The organism is Nocardiopsis sp. iso_186 (assembly GCF_056173365.1).
This window is the reverse complement of the sequence record NZ_CM149670.1, coordinates 5,411,132-5,427,367: the sequence shown is the minus strand read 5'-3', so window position 1 is coordinate 5,427,367 and position 16,236 is coordinate 5,411,132. Positions and strand designations below refer to the sequence as shown.

General features: G+C 68.0%; 14 protein-coding genes. 6 read left to right on the top strand and 8 right to left on the bottom strand.

What is annotated here, in order from left to right; all coding sequences use genetic code 11:
* Positions 1 to 1,213: 1,213 nt before the first annotated feature.
* Together AC0VYP_RS23715 and AC0VYP_RS23710 are read left to right on the top strand one after the other, a co-directional pair.
* Positions 1,214 to 2,377, top strand: coding sequence for an MFS transporter (locus AC0VYP_RS23715; protein ID WP_475471926.1), 1,164 nt, complete (start codon positions 1,214 to 1,216; stop codon positions 2,375 to 2,377).
* On the top strand, positions 2,364 to 3,437 hold the full coding sequence (locus AC0VYP_RS23710; protein WP_475471925.1) for a hypothetical protein: 1,074 nt from the start codon (positions 2,364 to 2,366) through the stop codon (positions 3,435 to 3,437). The genes AC0VYP_RS23715 and AC0VYP_RS23710 overlap by 14 nt, the downstream gene beginning before the upstream one ends.
* On the opposite strand, the gene AC0VYP_RS23705 is transcribed toward AC0VYP_RS23710, so the two are convergent.
* A complete protein-coding gene (locus AC0VYP_RS23705; protein ID WP_475471924.1) occupies positions 3,425 to 4,579 on the bottom strand; it encodes an acyl-CoA dehydrogenase family protein in 1,155 nt (384 codons plus the stop codon). The genes AC0VYP_RS23710 and AC0VYP_RS23705 overlap by 13 nt on opposite strands.
* A gap of 183 nt (positions 4,580 to 4,762) precedes the next feature.
* Here AC0VYP_RS23705 and AC0VYP_RS23700 point away from each other — a divergent pair, with 183 nt between their 5' ends.
* Positions 4,763 to 6,472, top strand: a complete 1,710-nt coding sequence (locus AC0VYP_RS23700) for a CoA transferase (RefSeq protein ID WP_475471923.1) — start codon at positions 4,763 to 4,765, stop codon at positions 6,470 to 6,472.
* Positions 6,473 to 6,477: 5 nt separating this feature from the next.
* Positions 6,478 to 8,082, top strand: a complete 1,605-nt coding sequence (locus AC0VYP_RS23695) for a class I adenylate-forming enzyme family protein (RefSeq protein ID WP_475474351.1) — start codon at positions 6,478 to 6,480, stop codon at positions 8,080 to 8,082.
* 59 nt (positions 8,083 to 8,141) lie between these two features.
* Here AC0VYP_RS23695 and AC0VYP_RS23690 read toward each other — a convergent pair whose 3' ends face one another.
* From AC0VYP_RS23690 to AC0VYP_RS23665, 6 genes are all read right to left on the bottom strand, one after another.
* Complete coding sequence (locus AC0VYP_RS23690; protein WP_475471922.1) at positions 8,142 to 9,044, bottom strand: metal ABC transporter solute-binding protein, Zn/Mn family; 903 nt, start codon at positions 9,042 to 9,044, stop codon at positions 8,142 to 8,144.
* Positions 9,008 to 9,865, bottom strand: coding sequence for a metal ABC transporter permease (locus tag AC0VYP_RS23685; protein ID WP_475471921.1), 858 nt, complete (start codon positions 9,863 to 9,865; stop codon positions 9,008 to 9,010). The genes AC0VYP_RS23690 and AC0VYP_RS23685 overlap by 37 nt, the downstream gene beginning before the upstream one ends.
* A complete protein-coding gene (locus tag AC0VYP_RS23680) occupies positions 9,862 to 10,500 on the bottom strand; it encodes an ATP-binding cassette domain-containing protein (RefSeq protein ID WP_475471920.1) in 639 nt (212 codons plus the stop codon). The genes AC0VYP_RS23685 and AC0VYP_RS23680 overlap by 4 nt, the downstream gene beginning before the upstream one ends.
* A 187-nt stretch (positions 10,501 to 10,687) precedes the next feature.
* On the bottom strand, positions 10,688 to 11,866 hold the full coding sequence (locus AC0VYP_RS23675) for an IS701 family transposase (RefSeq protein ID WP_475471919.1): 1,179 nt from the start codon (positions 11,864 to 11,866) through the stop codon (positions 10,688 to 10,690).
* Positions 11,867 to 12,300: 434 nt separating this feature from the next.
* On the bottom strand, positions 12,301 to 12,894 hold the full coding sequence (locus tag AC0VYP_RS23670; protein WP_475471918.1) for a copper chaperone PCu(A)C: 594 nt from the start codon (positions 12,892 to 12,894) through the stop codon (positions 12,301 to 12,303).
* A gap of 732 nt (positions 12,895 to 13,626) precedes the next feature.
* On the bottom strand, positions 13,627 to 14,226 hold the full coding sequence (locus AC0VYP_RS23665; protein WP_475471917.1) for a sigma-70 family RNA polymerase sigma factor: 600 nt from the start codon (positions 14,224 to 14,226) through the stop codon (positions 13,627 to 13,629).
* A 28-nt stretch (positions 14,227 to 14,254) separates the two neighbouring features.
* Here AC0VYP_RS23665 and AC0VYP_RS23660 point away from each other — a divergent pair, with 28 nt between their 5' ends.
* Entirely contained in the window at positions 14,255 to 14,458 is a 204-nt protein-coding gene (locus tag AC0VYP_RS23660) for a zf-HC2 domain-containing protein (protein WP_475471916.1), read from the top strand.
* A 294-nt stretch (positions 14,459 to 14,752) separates the two neighbouring features.
* Here the strand turns inward: AC0VYP_RS23660 and AC0VYP_RS23655 are convergent, their stop codons facing one another.
* Positions 14,753 to 15,355, bottom strand: a complete 603-nt coding sequence (locus AC0VYP_RS23655) for a hypothetical protein (protein ID WP_475471915.1) — start codon at positions 15,353 to 15,355, stop codon at positions 14,753 to 14,755.
* A 232-nt stretch (positions 15,356 to 15,587) separates the two neighbouring features.
* Between AC0VYP_RS23655 and AC0VYP_RS23650 the strand changes: the two genes are divergently transcribed.
* Entirely contained in the window at positions 15,588 to 15,815 is a 228-nt protein-coding gene (locus AC0VYP_RS23650) for a hypothetical protein (protein WP_475471914.1), read from the top strand.
* Positions 15,816 to 16,236 lie beyond the last annotated feature (421 nt).

Genomic DNA, 16,236 nt, shown 5'->3' with positions numbered 1-16,236 from the left:
CAGGGCCGCGATGTCATGTCCTCCGGGAAGAGCGCGCGGTGGCCGAACCTGTGCCCTTCACACGATTCCCGCACCCGTTCGATGTCCGGCCTCCGCGTGTGCGGGGAATGGATGCTTCCCCCACACAGGGGGATTGGTCCCCTGCCGACGATGGCGTGAGGGAAGCCCTGCCTGAACCGAGAACTTCAACGTGTATTCCCCGCCATCACCCGGACGTAGCACGGAGCAGCCGTAGCCAGCCGGACAAAGCAAAGAGCCCGTTGACCAGGTTTCCCCTGGTCAACGGGCTCTTCTTGCTGCTTGATCACTGTGCACTCGGAGGGACTCGAACCCCCAACCTTCTGATCCGTAGTTCGAGATCGTTCTTTATAACCAGTGTTGGACGGGATCGCGAAGTAACGTTGGATTCAGTATTTTCGCAGTTCACAAGCATGAAATTTCTCGCTGATTCCCAAAGCTGCTGTCGCGTGCCGAGAAGTCTCGGGCTCCCTAGGGGCTCCCATCAATGCCCTGTTCGCTGCTGATCAAATCAGAAGGCGGCTTTCATTATGTGGGTGATGAGGGCCGCCGGCGCACGAGGTCGTCCGGAGGGCCCCGCTGGTGAAGGAACGACGCTCTCGGCACCGTTCCCCAGGGCAAAGGAGAAGATTTCCGCAGGTGTGGGGACGGCAATCGGGCTGGCGCTGTTCAGAAAAAGTTGGGGAAGGCCCCGCAGGTGCGGGGGCTTCCTGGCTAGAAATTCCCTGACCAGAATGACTCAGTCGTGAAACAAGATTGGCCAGTCACTGGTGGGAGCCGCCGGTGCACCCCAAAGCTCTCTGTCGGTGTGCTCCCTGATGGCTACGCCATCAATAAGGGCAGTGAGAGACGTACACAGTGCGGGGTCGCGACGGCCGGCGCTTCAGGACGGTTTTCATCGCATTTTCTTCTAGTTGGGATAAATCTGATTCGGCGACCTTGATTTGGGGGTTCACGGTCCCGACTGCGCCTGCGTTTTGACGGGTACAGAAGGTACTTCTCGAAGGATCTGAGCGTTGGGCTGGGAGATTTTTCTTTTTATGGCAGGAACTATTTAATCTTTTGCTACGACATGTTGTGGTGAGAAGGAAACCCGTTGAAAGCTCCAGGATGAGCGTGAGCTCCCTCACATGCCGAACTGCGGGTTTCGTTTCTCGATGATCTTTCATACAACGTGGTTTCCCGGAGGTTCTTGTTGTCCTCACACCCCCCGCGCGGCCTCACGGTGCTTCTCACCGCGGTGATGGCCTACTCGATGCTGCAGTTATTCCTGTTGGGGACGCTCAGCCCCTATCTGAGTGCGGAGTTGGCCCTGGGGCCCACACTGTTGGGGGCGGCGGTGGCGGTCGGCTTCGCCACCGCCGCCCTGCTCTCACCTGCTGCGGGTTACCTCACCGACAGGATGGGGCCGCGCAGGTGCGTTGTGGCGCTGTTCGCGGTGATCGCGCTGGCCCTGGCGGTTTTCGCGACGGCGCCCAGCCGAGGTGTGCTGCTGTTGGCAGTGGGGATCGGGGGTCTGCCGCAGGCCTTCGCCAACCCTGCCACCAATAAAGTGATCATGGCCGTGTTCGATGCCCGCAAGCGCGGGGTCGTCACAGGGTGGAAGCAGTCGGGGGTGCAGATGGGAGCCTTCGCGGCCGGGTTTCCCCTGGCCATATTGGCGGCGTGGACCGATTGGCGGGTGGCAGTGGCCACAGCAGCGGGGACGGCCCTGTTGATGGCGGTGTGGGCCGCTGTGGTCCTCCCCGTCAACGAGCACCGTCCGCCGCCGCGCATCGCGGTCGTTCCGCGTGGCGCGGTCGCATGGCTGATGGTGTTCTCGGTTTTCCTGGGAGCGGCGATCTCGTCGGTCAACGCCCACATCGCCCTGTTCTCCACCACCGTTGTGGGGCTGGGGGCGTTGGAGGCCGGGATCGTGGTTGCGGTACTGGGACTGACCGGGATCGCGGGACGGGTGGCCTGGTCCAGAGCCGCTGATGACCGGCGTTGGACCGAACGCCTCCCCGCGCTCTTGGCCGGACTGTCCGTTCTCGCGGCTTTGCTTCTGGCGGTCGCCCCTCTGCTCGCGATCGCGGTCTGGGTGGGAGCGGCGTTGGCAGGGCTCCTCGCGATGGCCGCCAACGCCGTCTCCATGGTCATCGTGATGCGCAGGGCCTCAGAGGGACGCGCGGGCCAGGACTCGGCCCTGGTCTCGGCCGGATTCTTCGGCGGGTTCGCCATCGGGCCACCGCTGTTCGGACTCCTGGCCGAACGCTCCGGTTACACCACGGGGTGGCTGCTGGTCGCCGTTGAATTCGCGATCGCGTCGGCTGTAGCCGTGGCGTGGCAGGCGGGGGAGCGTCGCCGTGTCCTCGTCTGAACCGGCAGGGCTCTCCTCCGACGAAGCCGACCGGGCTCTGGAGGCAGTCATGGAGAGGGTCGGGACGGTAGCCGGGGAGGTCGGGCTGCGGTTCCCGTTGTACGCGGACCGGGGACAACCGTGGGTGACGACCCGTAGGGGCTCGTGGACCGGTGGGTTCTGGGCGGGCCTGTTGTGGCTGCGTGCCCTCGGATCAGGGCGTGACGACCACGCCGACCTGGCAGCGGACGCGACAGCGCGTCTGGCGCCTTGGACCAGAGCCGATACCGCGACTCGCGGCCTCATTTTCTGGTATCCGCTGGCCTTGGCGCGAGCGGCCGGAGCTCATGGGGACGGAGTGATCGAGTCCCTCGCCGACGAGGCCGCCCAGGCCCTCGCCGCCGACTTCGTTCCGCAGCAGGGTGTGGTCCCCTGGGGAGCGGCTTTCGGCGGCCGGCACGATCTCCTGCGGATCGACGGAGCCGTGGGGATCGCTCCGCTCATGGCGCGCACGCGCACGCCGACTCCCTCCAGTAGGAACAAGGGAATGGAGCACGTGCGCACGCACCTTCGGGTGTGCTGGTCACAAACCGCCCTCGTCCCTGCCTGGCGTCGCGACGCGGGGACGTGGGAGCCCCACCCCGAACCCGGCCCGGGGTGGAGCAGGGCCCGGCCGTGGCTGCTGCTGGCGCTGGCAGAGGCGGCCGCGCTCGACCCGGCCCACCTCGACCACCCCGTGCTGCGCACTGTCGACACCCGGGCCCCGTTGGTTCCCGCAGCCGATGTCAGGCGTCCTCACGAGTTGGTGGATACTTCGGCAGCAGCCATCGAGGCGGTGGCCCTGATGAAACTGGCCGATCTCGTCCCCGACGCCTCGGCTCCGTTGAGAGAGCGGGCCGAGGCGATCCTTCGCGTGCTGACGGTCGAGCACCTCGGGGTCCGGGGCCGGGGGGTGCTCGGAGGCGGTTGCTACGACCTCGAACAGAGGGTGGCCACCGATGCCGAACTCGTCTGGGGAACGTTCTTCTTCGCGCTGGCCCTGGCCCTCAAATGCCACTGGTTGGGTGCTCAGCAGGTGTGACCAGCGGCATGGTCCTCGATCAGACGCCGACCCACAGCACAGACGTGCAGTTCGTCAGGCCCGTCGAGAATACGGGCCTGACGGGCGACACGGTACAGGCGCGGCAGGGGGGTGTCGGGCCCGAGCCCTTCGGCCCCGTACACCTGGATGGCGGCGTCGGTGACCGTTGAGAGCATCCGCGCCGCGGCGACCTTTGCGGTGGCCACCGCTGAGCGGGCGTCACCACCACTCTCCACCGCGCGCACCGCGGACTCCACCAGAGGCCGCGTGGAGACGACGGCCAGATGGGCGTCGAACGCCAGCTGCTGCACGAGTTGGTGCTCACCCAACGCGGCGCCGCCACGTGTGGTGTCGCCGGCACGATGCAGCAGGAGATCCAAAGCTCTTTGGGCCTGGCCCAGCCAGCGCAGGCACCGTAGGGTACGGCCCAGGCCCACCCTCGCGGCAGCCACACGCATCCCGTGGCCGACCTCACCCACGACGTGGTCGGCACTCACCCGGACGTCGTCGAAACGCACCTCGTGCTGCCCGCCCGCCCCCAGCACCGGTAGTTCACGCACCACACTCACACCCGGTGCGTCCATGGGCACCATGACCGTCGTCAGTCCCTCGCGCCCGCGCGGGCTGTCGGGGAGGACACGGACCAGGACGGTGACCAGGTCGGAGTCGGCCGCGCCGCTCACGAACCACTTCCCACCGCGAACTACCAGGTGATCGCCTTCGACGTGAGCGCTCGTCCTGGTCGCGGAGGGCCGGGTCCCCTGGACACCGCGCTCGGTCATCGCGTAACACGCCCGGAGCTCCCCGCGTGCGAGGCCGGGAAGATAACGGTCCTGCAGGGATCGCGAACCGTGGGACCGCAGCATGCGCACGTCCAGGAGCGCTGTTGACCCCAGTACGAGAGGGCCGTGGTCGCTGCGCCCCTCGGCCTCGGCGATCGGCGCGTACTCCGGTAAAGACAGCCCCGCGCCGCCCAGATCGCGTGGCAACCCCAGACCCCACCAGCCCGCCTCGCGGGCCCGGAGCCGCAGACGGCGCACCGCCGCGTGCGCCTCGGGACCTCCCCCGTCCAACAGGGCTTCGAGAGGCTCGACTTCCTCGACGACAAACCTTTTCACCCCCGCCAAAAGTTTCTGATTCATTTCTTTCCGGGTCAGTGCATCGAACACAGGCCAATTCCTCTTTCTTCTCTTTTTGGTTAATTTCACGGGAACCAACTCTTTGCCTGTTCCGACTATTTTCGTGTCCAATAAGTCGGTGCCATAGGCCGGGAAGTTCCTGGGATTCGCACCACACCGGCTTCGGCTACCCGCACAAGGGAGACCATGGCTTCGCACGCGTCGCCGCCTCCACTGGAGGATGTGCACATCAGCGCCACCGGAGATCCGCACCTTCGAAGGCACGTCACCACGCATCTGAGCGCTTTGGGTGCCCGTATCCACGACACGTCCACCGATTCAGCCGACAGCCAGGCGACTTTCACGGTCAAAGGCGGTGCCGAGACCCGTCTGCTGTGGACCCCTGATCCTTCGGCGGAGATCACCGGTGAGGCCACCGCGCAGGCCGTCACCGGGCTCATGCACGTCCACGGCAGGCGTGACGGTTCTCCGACCCCGTTAGGTCTGGACTACGTCAGCGCTTGCGCGGCCTCAGCCGCTGCCACGGCGATCGTCGCCACCGAGTTCGCCCGCAGGCGCGGTGCGCCCCCGTCCACCGCCGAAGTACGCGCCGATGCCTGCGCGTTGCTATCGGTCTCGCAGTATCTGGCCGCGGCGTGCGCCCCCGAGGCGGAGGCCGTCCCGCTTTCTCCGGGGTCGGCCGGCTTCACCACCGCGGACGGGGTGGATTTCGAGATCGAGTCGCTGAGCACCGGCCCGTGGGCGGCGTTCTGGACAACCCTGCACGCCCCGGCCGGGGCAATCAGAACCGGGTGGGCGCCTTTCCAGTTCCGTTACGCCACCGCGTGCGCACCACTGCCGCAAGCGCTGAGGGCCACTGCCGCGGCCCACTCCTGGGAGAAGATCAGGGGTGCCGCCCAGCAGTCGGGGATCGGACTGACCCGCGTGCGCAGTCCACAGGAGTACCGAACCGAAGCCATCCCCTCGGGTGCTGCCTGGTCGCTGGAAGAGCTCGACGAGGGAGGACGGAGCGTTCCGTCTCTCAGCGATCCCGAACTGCCCCTGAAGGGGATACGGGTCCTGGAGGCCGGACGGCGCATCCAGGCACCGCTGGCCGCCCACTTGCTCAGGCTGCTGGGTGCCACAGTCGTGCGCGTCGAGCCACCGGGCGGCGACCCGTTGCGCGGAATGCCCCCGATGACCGGAGGGCTCTCAGCCCGCTGGCTCGCCCTCAACCGGGGAAAGGACGCGGTGGAGATCGACATCAAAGTCCCTGCCGACCGTGCCCGGTTGCTGGAACTCGCCGCTGGGGCAGACGTGTTCCTGCACAACTGGGCTCCCGGAAAGGCCGAGGAGGTCGGCCTCGGCGCGCGGGCGTTCGCCCACGCCAACCCCGGTCTCGTCTACGCCTACACCTCCGGCTGGGCCGGACGGGTCGCCGATGCGCCACCCGGCACCGACTTCATGGTGCAGGCCCGCACCGGAACGTCAACCCCCCACCCTGGAACAGGCACGCGCATCGCATCCTTGATGACGGTCCTGGACGTCCTGGGCGGGTTCATCGCCGCCCAGGCGGTCGTGACCGCGCTGCTCGCGAGATCGGGCTCCCGCCGTGGTGCGCGCGTGGAGAGCTCCCTGCTGGGAGCGGCCCACACCCTGGCCGCCCACCCCCAACACGAACGCCCCTCCCTGACCGCCACCGCCGACGGGTGGCTCACCGCGCCAGGGGCTCTGCCGCAGTTCGGCAAAGAAACCCCCACCGCCGAGGCCGTGCGCGCACTGCGCGCCCGAGGTGTCGCCGCGACATCGGTCACCACCGACCTCACCACCCTCGAACACGACCCCCGGCTCACCGGACTGCTCTCCCGCGACTCCCACGGATCAGTGACCGTCGCAACCCCTTGGAGGCTGCGTTGAACCCCGTGTTGACCGACCTCGTCCCCGCCGGATTGCGCCGCGAATGGGCCCGCCGCGGCGACTACCCCGACCGCGACGTCTATTCCCTGTTTCGCGCCCACGCCCACGCCTCCCCCCACCGGGCCGCAGTGATCGACGACCACGGCACGACGACCTACGCCCAGCTCGACACCCTCACCCGTCAGACAGTCGCGGGCCTGTTGGAACTGGGAATCACGTCCGGCGACGTGGTGGCCGTTCAGCTGCCCAACGGCCTCGCGGCAGTCGCCTGCGACCTGGCGATCGCCGCAGTGGGGGCAATCGCCCTTCCCTTCCCGGTGGGGCGCGGTCGCAAAGAGACCCGCGCGTTGCTGGAGCGCAGCGGTGCCGCACTGGTCATCGCGGCGACCGAGCACCGCGGCCAATTCCCGGCGACAGTGGCCACCAGCCTGCGCCCACGCCTCCCCGATCTGAAGTGGGTGGTGGCCGTCGGCTCCGACGGACGTCTCCCCCTGGCCACAGTGGTGCCCAGGACCCGCCACCACGAACCCGTCCTGCCGCGGGTGGACCCCGACAGCGCCGCGCGCATCCTGGTCTCCTCCGGCTCGGAGGCCGAACCGAAGATGATCGCCTACTCCCACAACGCCCTGGCCGGAGGGCGCGGCAACTTCATGGCCGAGCTGCGCCGCGGCGACCAGACGTTTCGCAACCTGTTCCTCGTCCCCCTGGGCTCGGCGTTCGGCAGCAACGGCACGGCCGTGACCCTGGCCCGCCACGGCGGAACCCTCGTCCTCAGTGGCCACTTCGACGCCAAGCACACCCTGGACCTCATCGAGGAGCACCGGCCCACCCATGTCCTGGGAGTTCCCACCATGATCCGGATGATGCTGGAGGCCGCACAGGACGAGCCGACCCTGCCCGGCCTCACGGCGCTCGTGCTGGGAGGCTCCCCACTGGACGCCTCCACCGCAGCCGAGGCGCGCCGTGTGTTCGACTGCCCGGTGGTCAACCTCTACGGCTCGGCCGACGGGGTCAACTGCCACACCGGCCTGAACGACGATCCCCTGGAAGGAACAGGGCCCGGGATCGCGGCGGGAGTCCCCAACCCCAGGGTTGCGTCCATCCGCATCGTCAACGCCGGCCTCGATGACGTCACCCCTGGGCAGGTCGGGGAGATCATCGCCTGCGGACCGATGACCCCGCTGTGCTACGTCGGTGCCCCCGAGCTTGACGCCCGTTACCGGGTCGCCGGGGGCTGGGTGCGCACCGGTGACCTAGGTCTCCTGGACCCCGACAACAAGTTGCGGGTCGTGGGCCGCCTCAAGGACGTGGTGATCCGCGGCGGCGTCAACATCAGTCCCGCAGAGGTGGAGGCCGCGGTTCGCGCCTACCCGGGGGTGCGCGACGCCTGCTGTTTCGGTGTCGAGGACGCGCTGATGGGGGAGCGGCTTGCCGCGGCACTGGTCATCGACGCCGACCAGTGCCCGAGCGCGGCCCAGTTGGGGGAATTCCTGGCCGCTGCGGGCCTGGAACCCTACAAACGCCCCGAACGCGTCATCGGGGTCGAGACGTTCGCGTTGACCCCTGCCGGAAAGGTGGACAAGCACGCGCTCGCCGCGTTGCTGGCCTGAGACGCACCGGTCCCCCGGCCGCATCCAGCGGCCGGGGGACCGGTGCCGGCTACGACCGGTCAGTGCCCCGCGTCGTCCCCGTCGTGTCCCTCCGGCTCGCCCCCTTCACCGTGCCCGCCTTCATGCCCATCGCCGTGGTCGCCGTGGCCACCGCCCTCGGGCATACTCTCCTCGCCGTGGAAGGCAGCGGTGATGACCTCGGCGTTGTCCCGGTACAGCGCGATCAGGTCCAGGTCCTCACCGGGATAGTTGACCACGGCGATCTGCACCGCGTCGGAGTCGGGCAGGACCCGGCCGGTGGACATGTGGGAGTTGTCGAACACGAACTCCGGCCCTGCCCCGTCCAGGGCGGCGACGTCGGAAGCGCTGAGCTGTTCGGGACCGTAGGTCTCGGTGACCTCGGCCCCGGCCAGATGGGCGGCCCACGCGGTGTAGACCTGGGCGATGGCCACTGGCGGAGCCTCGCCCGGCCACTGCCCACGCAACTCCTCACCGATCTCTTCGCGCGCGGATTCGAATTCCTCCAACCACTCCTGGGCCGCGTCCTGGGTCCCGAACAGCTCACCCAGCCGGGTGACCTCCTCGACGACCCGGTCCGGGGAGTTGTCGGCGTTGACCTCGACGGTTTGGGCCTGGGACCCGGCCGCCCCGGTGATCTGTTCGGCAAAGGACTCGAAGGGGCTGTAGAGCACGAAGTCGGCCTCGGCCACCGCTGCCAGGTCCGAGGGCTTGGGATCGTACTCGGGGGCGTGCTGGGCAGAGGACGGCACGATCACGGTGACCTGCTCGGCGCCGGCTGCGGTGGCGAACGCCCCCTGCCACGTGGTGGTCGCCACGACCGCCGGCCCCTCGCCCCGCGGCGCTTGGGCGGTGTCCTCGCCGGCCTCCTCGGAACCACAGCCCGCCAACAGCAGCGCGGTCGCGCTCAGTGCGGTGAGACGGAGGGGGATGGGGAGATCCATGGACGTTTTTTCCCTTCGGGAATGAGGTGGACCGCCAGCGCGAACATGCCGGCGGTGAGGACCAGGACAGGTCCGGGCGGAAGGTCGAAGAGCAGGGCGATGAAGAATCCGATCGCCGAGGTCGTGATGCCGATCCCGATGGCCCAGGCCACGATCGACACCAGGGAGGAGCCCAGCCGGCGCGCGGCCAGGGCGGGAAGAAGGGTCAGCGCGTTGACCAGGAGCGCGCCGGTCAGCCGAATGGCCCCGGCCACGGCTACCGCGACGATCACCAGCAGCACGAGGGTGAACCACTGCACGCGCACGCCGGAGCACAGGGCCAGCTCCCGGTCGTGCAGCAGCAGGGCGAGTTGGCGCCGGCGAATCAGGAACAGGCCGGGGACCACGACCGCGAGTATCCCGAGAATCACCAGGTCGAGTGTTTGCACGGCGAGAATGGAACCCCACAGCAGCTCGAAGGCACTGGCGGAGTTAACACCCGAGACCGCCAACACCAGCAGCGCCGCTGCGATGGCCAGACTCATCAACAAGCCCATACCGCCCGAGAGCCCGCCGGGAGTGCGTGCCAGCGGAGTGATGCCCGCCCCCGCGACAGCGCACGCCACCAGCGCGCACAGCGTCGTGTCCAGCCCCAGCAGCAGCCCTACCGCGATCCCGAGCAGCGCCACGTGCATCATCGCGAAACGCACCGGCATGATGTCCAGGCCCACGATGATCACCCCGACCACCGGAAGACCGATCGCTCCCAGCAGCAGCCCCACCATGGCCCGCTGCACCGAGGGCATGGCCAGCAGAACGGGCAGGGTGTCCAGGTCGATCACGCGATCTCCCTGAGCTGTCCGGCCGCCATCTCCAGCCGGCGGTCACACATCGCGGCCAACTCCCGGTCGTGGGTCACCACCAGCACCGTCACCGGTAGGGCGAGCAGAGACCGTGCGGCGTCCGTACGTCCCTGGAAGTCCAGCGCGGCGGTGGGCTCGTCGGCGAGCACCACCGCCGCACCGGCCGCCACACATCCGATTGCGCGCGCCAGATGCGTCCTCTGCAGTTGCCCCCCCGACAGCGTGCTCACCGGGCGCCGCAGAAGACGGCCCACACCCAGGGTGTGTGCCGCTCGACGGGCAGCCTCGGGTGCACCGCTGCTGGCCAGCAACTCTTCGCACAACAGGGGAAAAGCCCCTGCGGATTGGCGCTGGGGAATCCACGCGCACTCGCGGCGCCTGCGCGCCCAGTCCGAACCGGTACGCGCCACCCGGCCGTCAACGGTGATCTCACCGCTGACCCCCGAGTGCAGCCCCAGGACCGCGCGTAGCAGCGTCGTCTTGCCCGAACCGTTGGTCCCGATCAACGCGACCTTCTCACCGGGTTCCACCGCCATGTCAACTCCGCGTACCGCGAGAACAGGACCGTGCGCGCAACTCACCCCGACCGCTCGGACCGCCGCCCCGACCGCCATCGCTCTCCGTCCTGTCACCGTTGGCACCAGCGCTCTAAGAGTCGAGCAGCAGACGCCCAAAGTTCCCGGGAATCGCTTTTGACGGAAGGATCGCGAACCGTCGCTGTCACTGCGCCGGTAGCGCGAGGGGACCACGATGTCCAAAGTCCTCCCGGCGAGAAGGCGACACCATCCTGAGAAGGTCGTTCTACTTGTCCAGCCGGGTCTCGGACAAGAAAAGGTGGGCGGCGGACACCAAGGTGACATGGCGGTGCCAGCCGACGAAGGACCGTCCTTCGTAGTGGTCGAGTCCCAACGTCTGTTGGAGCCGGCGGTAGTGGTGGTCGAGCCGCCAGCCGATCTTGGCCAGGCGGACCAGCTCGCTGACGGGAGTCCGGGCCCCCAGGCTGGACATCCAGTAGCCGGTCGGATCGCCGGGTCCGTTCGGCCATTGCGCCAACACCCAGCAGAACGGTGCTTCCCCGCCTGAGCGTTCGGGGCCGGGTGTTTCCACGTGCAGCCGCAATGCGGTGAAGCGTCCGCGCATCGGACCGTTGGGCCCCTTGGGCCAGGTCACCTCTATCGCGCGCTCCCGACCCGAACGCAGCACATGCTCTTTGAGAGTTGCCCGCTGCCTGTGTCCGATCGGTTGTTCTCCCGCCGAGTGTCCCGCCGCTGCTGTTCCTGTGGTGCGGAGCGCGTCCACCGCGACCACGTAGTCGATCCCACGGTCGCGTAACGCGTCACGAAACCACGCCTCGTCGCCGTAGCCGGACCCCGCGCAGACCACCGGCGCGCACAGTCCCCATCCGTCCAGTTCGTCGAGCATCTCCACCGCCAACCGCCACTTCGGTTGATGCCTCAGTGCGGCGCCGATGTCGGCACTGCGGCGCCTGGCGGAGATCTCCTGGGCCAGTCCGAGGCTCGTCGCACAGGTGTCGTCCCAGCAAGCGGGCAGGAACAGCCGCCAGTCCAGAGCCGCGGAGCCGTTATCGGCCACCGCGTGCACACCTACACCGATCTGGCAGTTGGCCATCGAGCCCAGGGCGGGGGAGTACTGGAGCGCTACTCCCGGTGAGGCGTCTCCGTGCTTGGCGAACGCCACGTCGTCGATCACCCAGGCTCCTTCGCCCAACAAGGCCAGGGACCGTTGGGCCAGCGACCGTCTCACCGCCGAATGGTCCCAGTTGGACGACTTGATGAACTGCTGGAGCCGTTGGTGGCTGTCCCCCAGCCGTTGGGCCATGAGCCGCATCGATTTGCGTCTGCTCTCCGACAGCAGACCGCGAAGGTAGAGGGCGCCTGTGCTGCGTTGGTCCCGGCGCCTGAGCGCCGCCCCCAGTACCTCCGAGGCGAACACCTCCAGAGCCGGCCATCTCGTGACCATGTCATCGACCTGCAACGTTGACTCTCGCTCTCCGACTCGGCAGGACGGTAAGGAAGGACAGTGCTCAAGCGGTGCGGACGCCTTGGCGGGCGCGACCTGTCAGAGGGAGGAAAGGGTGGGGTGGTCGTCTCCGGTGAACGGACTCCGCCCGTCGTGGTTTCGATGACGACGGGACTGTAGGGTCTGGCGCCTCTTCTGATTGGGGCCGGCCCCGCCGTGTGGTGCCACGGGGGGCCGGCCCAGACAACGGGGACGAACGCCGACGTGCCGGCCGTGGCCGGCCCCGGCCCGTTCAAGGACTGCGGTATTACGTCCATACCCGCGAAGACGCGGCACCGTGGACGCTGTGTTGACAGTGCGGACTTGGCGGGTTTCACTGCGTTTCGTCGTCGTCGCCTGTACGGGGGCGCCTGGAAGGCGCCGTGTCACCAGGTTCAGTGATGGCTCGAGTGGTCGCCACTCGTATCGTGCTCTTCGGTGTTGCCGGCGGTGCGTTCCAGTACGGGGGCCTCGACCTCCACCTCGGTTCCGCCGGCGAAGCTCAACGTCAGGGTCACGGTGTCGCCCACCTCGACGGGGTCGGGGATGTCGTTGACCATGAGGTGGAATCCGCCCGGCTTCAGTTGCGTTGACCCGCCTGCGGGGACGGGGATCTCCTCGACGACGCGCATCTGCGAGGCCCCGCTGTCGGTCGTCACCGTCGAGCACAGGTCGGTGTTCGGCGAGGCCGAAGTCGAGGCGTCCACGAGCGCGTCGTCCTCGGCGGAGTCGTTGGCGATCGTGAGGTAGGCGACCGACATCTCCGGCATCGCCGGTTCGGGGATCCACGCCCCCTCCACCCGGAGGTCGCCCGAACGCGCGGCGCCTTTGTCGGGGCCGGTGTCGCCGGGCGCGTCCGATGCGGTGGCGCCGCCGCACCCGGTGGCCAGTATGGCCAGGGGCAGGGCCGCGCATGCCGCCACGAGGGAGAGGCGGCCTCTCCTGTCCGGCTTCGAGCGGCGGGGGCGGTTTCGGCGCGCGGTCCTCACGAGGTTTCCTCTGTCCATGTCCGGGACGGTGAAGGGCCGTCCGTGTTGCTGTGGTGACCGCGACCGGAGTCCGGGCCGGCTCGGATCTGTTGTCGCCACGATCGGTCCGCGACCCGCGGCCCTGGTGTTCAGGGAGGGCGCGTACTGCCTCGTGCGTGCGAACACGTCTTCCTCTCCTCGTCCGTTCGGTTTCCCGCGGGCTTCTTCGCCGAGCCTCCTGCGGGTGTCGATCAAGAAGTCGTGGCCGGTTGCCGAGAAGTTCCCGGGGATGTCCACCGATGGCGTGAAAGAAATCCGGTGAATTTTTTCGGAGACCTGCCCGAGGTCCGGAACTTCGAGCGCGGCGCAACCGACTCCCTAAAGGCGCGAGTCCATCAAACGTCGAGGAGACGATGCGGAGTGTGCGGTATCGGCAACGGTGCGGCCACGCGTCCCGATACGCGGCTCTCCGTTGGAGCGCGTTTCCAGCGGACCCAACGTCGCCTGCCTGTGGTCGGGTGCCTTGTCGCCTCGGAGGTGCCCGCCCGCAGGTCCATGCGCCCCTGCTCGTACTCGCGGTATCGGCCACCGCGCGGGAGAGGAACCGCGCGGTCCGTGAAGCGGTCACACCCATCCGGCGCGTTCACGACCGTCGGCGGTTCCGCGAGGGGGAAGAGCCGTGTTCGTGGTGTGCCGGGGTGTGCGGCCCCAACGAAGGGCGGGACCACACACCCCGCTACGGAACTGCCTCGATCACTTCTGTCGAGCCGGGGGGCCGGACCCTGTGGGAACGAGGGCGCAGTCCTCGGCGGCGCGCAGTGCCTGGGCCAGATCCTCACGGGCGCGGGCGACCCGCGAACGCACGGTCCCCACCGGAACACCGGTGGCCTGCGCTGCCTCCGCGTAGGAGAAACCGTCCAGCTGGGTCAGCACGAACGATTGGCGCCGTTGCTCGCTCAGACCGGTGAGCAGGTCCATGAGCGCGATCTGCTCGTCGAAACGGGCACCGTTGCCGGGCAGACGATCCTGCGTGGTCCTCCAGTCCGCCCCGTCCAGGATCTTGGGGCGTGCCGCGGCCGAGCGGTAGCGATCCACCACGGTGTAACGCGCGATGGAGAGCAACCACGATCGCACCGAGGACCGTGCGGCGAAACGCGGCAGCCCGCGCAGAGCGCGTATGAACGTCTCCTGGGTCAGCTCTTCCACCCAGCCAGGAGTCGTCATACAGGCGATGAAGTTGGCCACGTCGGCCTGGGTCTCCTTGATCAACCGCTCAAGCGCGTCCTCGGCCCCGTTACGTGCGGCCAGGGCGAGATCGGTCAGTTCCACGTCATCCATGGTCCACCCGCTCACCGGCAGTACACCTGGTTGTGGAGTGCTTATGCGTGGTAACGAAGCTCTGCGGTGCGAGCAGGTCCGCACCGCGCTCTCCGCCGAACTCGACGGGGAGCAGACGGGACAGCGTGGCGAGGTCGTTCGCACCCACCTGAGGGACTGCCAGGGGTGCAGCCGATGGTTGCGCGACGCCTATTACCTGGACCAACTGGTGGTGAACGCGCGATCCGCTCTTCTCAGGGATTGGTGAGCGACCGGGGACACCGGGAGCGTGGTTCGGATGCGGGGCCGGACGGCCGGCCGTTGTACTGATGACGGGCATGGTTCTTCCTCTGCCGGAACGCGCCGCACATCGTCTCTGTTTCAGACAACCGCTGAGCACAAAGGCAGCGCGCCTTGCGCCACCCCGCTGTGGGTGTGGGCGCAAGAAGGGGACCCACGGCACGGGTGTTCGCACCATGCACGGTGGGCAGGGACGGCAAGGACCTCCGGACACTCCCTGAGACAGACGGCACAACGAAGAACGGCGCCGGTTGTGGGAGGGTCAGGCGGGGGAGAGCGCGGGCGGTCCGCGCAGAACCATGATGTGCCGCAGCAGCAGAACGGTGCTGTGCGGCGACTGGTCGGCCGGTCGCCGGCGAACCAGCGGGCGCACGGCGTGCCCCGACCCCACGAAGAGGATCAGCAAAAGGGGCATGAACAGCGCGGCCATCAGCCGCAGCAGCGAGAAAAGCCCAGCTTCGCCGCTGCGCAACCACCAAGCACTCAGGGCTGCCGCGAGTATGTGGAACACGACCATGCCCACGCCCGAGCCTTGGTCGGCCGCTCCTGTCGCGGTGGCGATGCCCCCCTGGCCGTTGCCGCCGGTGTGGGTGAGCGAGTGCGCGTGGGGCGACGACTGGGCGTAGGAGAACATTAGGTGTAGTGCGAACTGCCCCCACAGCATCCAGCCGAAAATCAGGCCGATGCCGCGTTCCTTGCCTGCCGCGGCCCACGCGAACGCGTACACCAGCGCGAAGCCGGGAAGAATCCCGGTCACCGGCAGTTCGTGTCCGGACAGCACGGTGTGTCCGCCCATGGACACGCCGACGCACATCGAGGTGAACACCCCGGCGCGCGCTGAGCGAAGCTGTGGTTTCGTGGACACGATGGGGTAATCGTCGCACTGGTCAGGGGCACCCCGGAACCGGGGCCCGAAAAGCGTCCGTGAGACGCCCCCACCCGACAGATCATCTCCCCAGGCATGAAACGACGCGAATGCGCACCTGTCGTACCGATCGGTCTTTCAGTTCCCGCTGATGCCGTCAGATTTGTCTGTCGGTGACGTGAGGTTGGCGCGAGAACAGATCGGCCATAAGAACAGACGGAGGTGTTACCCAATGCCGAACCGTCCTTCTGTCCAGCCCATAGCGACTTTCTGCGGCAAGTGTGACTGCGGTTGCCCTCAACTGTGGGTTGACCCCGACGCCGATTCCGACAAGCGCATCGTCATCACCGATGACTTCGGCCAGCGGATCCAGATGAGCGCCTCGCAGCTGGAGGACCTCATCGACCAGGCCCGGGCGGGATCGCTCGATGAGGCAGCCGGCCTACCCGCCCGCTCATGAAGCGAAACGGCACCGACCTCTGCGCCGCCCGAACAGTCGCCGGGGCCCCTCCCCCCAGGAAGACCGGTCCTGTAGCGGAGTTCCCGGAAGCCCTGACCGCGTTTCTTCTGGGAGTCGGGGCTCTTGTGGCAACGGGCGTGCTTCTGGGGTGGACGGTTGCCGGGGGAGCCGGCGGTGTTGTGGGGGGTGCGATCGGCGCGGCCCTCAGCATGGGAGGGGCGGCCCTGGTGACGCGTGTCTCCCTGCGACGTTGATCCTCCCGGTCCCGGACGTTTCGGAAAACACACCGGCAGGCCCTTGCGTCGATTTCCTGCCAGGGGCGGTGGTCGCCCCTGGCCGTCGGCTTCGCGTCATCGGGGAAGTCGGCCGTTGAGGGAACTCTTCGTCCGCGAACGCCGACTACTCCGATGTGACCACCGCA